This window comes from Amnibacterium sp., assembly GCF_025463795.1.
Taxonomy (GTDB): Bacteria; Actinomycetota; Actinomycetes; order Actinomycetales; family Microbacteriaceae; genus Amnibacterium.
In genome coordinates, this window is sequence record NZ_JAODBE010000147.1 from 1 (window position 1) to 3898 (window position 3898).

The 3898-nt window shown below is 72.8% G+C and carries 6 protein-coding genes; 3 read left to right on the forward strand and 3 right to left on the reverse strand.

Annotated features, from left to right (window positions below; translation table 11 throughout):
• Nucleotides 1-200: 200 nt before the first annotated feature.
• Nucleotides 201-362 carry a hypothetical protein gene (locus JWQ92_RS12655; RefSeq protein WP_297344817.1) on the reverse strand — a complete coding sequence of 54 codons (162 nt, stop codon included), beginning with the start codon at nucleotides 360-362 and terminating at the stop codon, nucleotides 201-203.
• Nucleotides 363-588: 226 nt separating this feature from the next.
• Here JWQ92_RS12655 and JWQ92_RS12660 point away from each other — a divergent pair, with 226 nt between their 5' ends.
• Entirely contained in the window at nucleotides 589-1512 is a 924-nt protein-coding gene (locus JWQ92_RS12660) for an AEC family transporter (RefSeq protein ID WP_297344818.1), read from the forward strand.
• Nucleotides 1513-1520: 8 nt separating this feature from the next.
• Here the strand turns inward: JWQ92_RS12660 and JWQ92_RS12665 are convergent, their stop codons facing one another.
• Both JWQ92_RS12665 and JWQ92_RS12670 read right to left on the reverse strand, forming a co-directional pair.
• The gene (locus JWQ92_RS12665) at nucleotides 1521-2057 is read right to left on the reverse strand and encodes a low molecular weight protein-tyrosine-phosphatase (RefSeq protein WP_297344819.1); all 537 of its coding nucleotides are present in this window, start codon (nucleotides 2055-2057) and stop codon (nucleotides 1521-1523) included.
• Between the two features lie 88 nt (nucleotides 2058-2145).
• Nucleotides 2146-2985 (reverse strand): exodeoxyribonuclease III, encoded by an 840-nt coding sequence (locus tag JWQ92_RS12670; RefSeq protein WP_297344820.1) that lies wholly within the window; start codon nucleotides 2983-2985, stop codon nucleotides 2146-2148.
• 69 nt (nucleotides 2986-3054) lie between these two features.
• Here JWQ92_RS12670 and pyrE point away from each other — a divergent pair, with 69 nt between their 5' ends.
• Together pyrE and JWQ92_RS12680 are read left to right on the forward strand one after the other, a co-directional pair.
• The gene (gene pyrE / locus JWQ92_RS12675) at nucleotides 3055-3606 is read left to right on the forward strand and encodes an orotate phosphoribosyltransferase (RefSeq protein WP_297344821.1); all 552 of its coding nucleotides are present in this window, start codon (nucleotides 3055-3057) and stop codon (nucleotides 3604-3606) included.
• Nucleotides 3603-3898 (forward strand): asparaginase (locus JWQ92_RS12680; RefSeq protein ID WP_297344822.1); only part of this gene is annotated, 296 nt, incomplete at its 3' end. The genes pyrE and JWQ92_RS12680, both read left to right, overlap by 4 nt.

Below are 3898 nucleotides of genomic sequence, written 5' to 3' on the forward strand. Positions count from 1 at the left end.
CACTCGGAAACCGGCGACGGCGTCCTTCAGGCCGAGCCACGCGGCGGAGTCCGCGCCGACGGCGGCGGTCGGGGTCTCGAGCATCGACATGGTCGCCTCCCAGGGTCTCCTCGACGGTATCGTGCGCGCGGCGTCGTTTTCGTGCATCCACCCGGCGTCTCGTTGCCATCCACGCACCGATCCTGTGCGGGACGGAGCCGTCAGCGAAGGATGTCGGCGCCCCAGTATCCCGAGGCGACGAGGGCGAGTCCCCCGAACAGCAGCGCCGCGACCGCGAGGAGGCCGACGAGCGGGACGGCGAAGGTCCCGGAGTCTCGGACTCGGCGGACAATCGCCGTGACGAGGCGGACGAGCACGGTCACCGCCTGCCCCACCGTCGCGATGCCCCCGGCCCGCGCGGATCCGGACGGCGTGGCACCGAACCACGCCGCACGCGTCGACGGCGAAGGCGGAGAAGGCCCACACCGTCGAGGCCACTGCGGATGCGGTGAGCCGCAGGAGGAGCGCGATCGTCGCCGGTCGAGCGGCTTCACGCCGCCGGGGCCGTCCCGGGACCGGTGCGGGGAACGCGTCCGGGAGGATGGTGACGTGGCAGGCGTGCTCGAGGGCTTCGGGATCATCGCCTTCGTCATCCTCGCCGGCTACGTCCTCGGCGTCTCCGGGGTGCTCGGCCCCGATGCGCGCCGCGTGCTGAGCCGGTTCGTCTTCTTCGCCGCGTCGCCGTGCCTGCTGTTCACGGTGCTCGCGACCGCGGACACGAAGGTGCTCATCTCTCCGCTGCTGCTGGTCTCCGCGGGCTCGGCGATCGTCGTGGTGGTGATCTCGCTGCTGGTCAGCCGCCTCGTCTGGCACCGCACCGGGGCGCAGTCCATGGTCACCGCCTTCGCGTCCGGGTACGTGAACGCGAACAACATCGGGCTGCCCGTCGCGATCTACGTGCTCGGCAGCGCCGCGTACCCGGCGCCGGTGATCCTGCTGCAGCTGCTCGTCTACGCGCCCGCCGGCCTCGTCGTGCTCGAGCACTCGCGGGGCGGTGGCTCGGTGCTGCGCACCGTGCTGCTGTCGTTCCGCAACCCGCTGCTGCTCGGCTCGTTGCTCGGAACCGTGGTCGCGCTCGCCCACGTCCAGCTCCCCGCGCCCGTGCTCGAACCGTTCCGGCTGATCGGCGGCGCGGCGGTGCCGCTCATGCTGATGGGATTCGGGATGTCCCTGCACGGCCAGCGGGTGCTCGAACCGGGCAGCGGCCGCCGCGACGTCGCGCTGGCGACCGCACTGAAGCTGGTGGGCATGCCGCTCGCGGCATGGGTGCTCGGAGGACCGCTCCTGCACCTCGATCCGCGCACGCTGCACGCCGCCGTGACCCTGGCCGCGCTGCCGACCGCGCAGAACGTGCTCGTCTACGCGTCCCGGTACGACCGGAGCGTGCTCGTCGCGAGGGACGCGGTGCTGCTCACGACCCTCGGCTCGCTGCCCGTCGTGCTCGTGGTGTCGCTGCTGCTGTCACCCGGCTGACGCGGGGCTCAGCTCCTCGCCCGTCGACGATCGAGCTCAGCGCGCACGAAGGCGACGATCCCGTCGGCGGCCGCCTCGACCTGCTGCAGCACCGAGACGAAGTCGTCCCGGTCGCCGTACCAGGGGTCCTCGACGTCGAGCTGCGCCTCGTCCGCCGCGGCCCCCGTTCCCCGCACGTCCGGTGCTGCGGGATCGAACCCGCGGAACATGCGGACGCGCGCCGCGGCGTCAGCATCGGGCGCCAGCGTGCGCAGCGCACGGGCGTGCCGTGCCGTCATCGGGAGGAGCAGGTCGCGGTCGGCGACCTCCCGCTCCGTGATCCGGTGGGCGCGGTGCCGCGGCACCGGGTAGCCGGCATCCCTCAGCACGCCCGCCGCACGGGGGTCGATCGGGTTTCCGGTCTCCTCGTCGGAGATGCCGGAGGAGTCGACGACGACCGCCTCGGCGAGCCCCGCGGCTTCGAACCGATGGCGGAGCACCACCTCCGCCATCGGCGACCGGCAGATGTTGCCGGTGCAGACCGTCATCACGCGGTAGGGCCTCATCGCGCCGTTCCGGAGGAATCGGGCGCCACGCCGCGCCCGGCGCCCGACGAGCGGCGTGTCGAGCGGGAACTCCGGAACGGCGCGATCATCAGAAGATCATCGGCCGGTCGTCGTCGAGCGGGGACTCCACGTCGAGCTCCACGACCACGGGCACGTGGTCGCTCGGGGCGTCGCCTTTGCGCTCGTTCCGCTCGATGGACGCACCCGTCACCAGGTCCGCGAACGCGCGCGAGGCGAGGACGAAGTCGATCCGCATCCCCTCGTTGCGTGGGAACCGCAGCTGCTTGTAGTCCCAGTAGGTGTAGCCGGTCGGGATCAGCGGCCGCACGACGTCGGTGAGGCCGGCGGTCTCGAAGGCGGCGAACGCGTCCCGCTCGGGCTGCGACACGTGCGTCGAGCCCTCGAACACCGCCATGTCCCAGACGTCCGAGTCGAGCGGGGCGACGTTCCAGTCGCCCATGAGCGCCACCGGCTCGTCCGGGTTCCCCGCGAGGCGCTCGGCGGTCGCCGCCCGCAGTCGGTCGAGCCACGCGAGCTTGTACGGGTAGTGCGGATCGGCCAGGTCCCTGCCGTTCGGTACGTACAGGCTCCAGACGCGGATGCCGTCACCGACCGTCGCAGCCATGGCGCGCGCCTCGAGCGGCACGGTGCCGTCGGGGAGGGGCTTGCCGAACGCGGGCATGCCCGGGAAGCCGAGCTCGACGTCGGCGATCCCGACCCTGCTCGCCACGGCGACGCCGTTCCACTGGTTGAAGCCGTGGGTCGCGACCTCGTAGCCGGCCGCCTCGAAGGCCGCGGCGGGGAACTGGTCGTCCCGGCACTTGATCTCCTGCAGGGCGAGCACGTCGATGTCGGCCCGTTGGAGCCAGTCCACGACGCGTCCGCTGCGGGCCCGGATCGAGTTGACGTTCCAGGTGGCGATGCGCACGGGCATCACGGTACCGGCGGAACGCTGAGCGCCTCGAAGCGGCGGGGGCCGCCCTCCTAGGCTGGGGCCGTGCCCGGCGCCCGCGACGAACTCATCGCCCACATCCGCGAGAAGGCCGTGTTCCACGGCGACTTCACCCTCACCTCCGGCAAGCAGGCCTCGTTCTACGTGGATCTCCGCCGCGTCAGCCTCGACCATCGCGTCGCACCGCTGATCGGCCAGGTGATGCTCGATCTCGTCGCCGGTGTGCCGGGGGTCACGGCCGTCGGCGGCCTCACGATGGGTGCGGATCCGATCGCGACCGCGATCCTGCATCAGGGGGCCGCGCGGGGGGTGCCGATCGACGCCTTCGTCGTGCGGAAGGAGCCGAAGGACCACGGGCGCGGACGACAGGTCGAGGGGCCCGACGTCGCCGGCCGGCGGGTCGTCGTGGTCGAGGACACGTCGACCACCGGCGGATCCCCGCTGAAGGCGATCGCCGCGCTCGAACGGCTCGGCGCCGAGATCGCCGCGGTCGCCGTCGTCGTGGACCGGGCGACGGGCGCGAGGGAGGCGATCGAGGGGGCCGGCTACCCCTACCTCGCGGCCCTGAACCTCGCCGACCTCGGTCTCGAGGCGTGACGAGGCCGCTCGACCCCGGCGCCTCCGCGCCGCTCGCCGTGGTCACCCGCAGCGGCTTCCCCGAGTCCGTGCACCTGGGCGCGGCCGTCGTCGTGGACGCCGACGGGGTCGAGCTGCACCGGATCGGGAACCCGGGCAGGCTCGTCTACCCGCGGAGCGCGCTGAAGCCGTTCCAGACGGTTGCGGCGCTGCGGGCGGGCGCACGGCTGTCGGAGGAGCAGGCGGTCGTCGTGTCCTCGAGCCACGGGGGGACGCCCCGCCATCTGGCGCTCGTGCAGGAGGTGCTCGCGGC

Bases quoted from the DNA above. Each gene is read 5' to 3' on its own strand.
- JWQ92_RS12665 (WP_297344819.1), bottom strand. From the start codon at position 2,057: ATGAGGCCCTACCGCGTGATGACGGTCTGCACCGGCAACATCTGCCGG.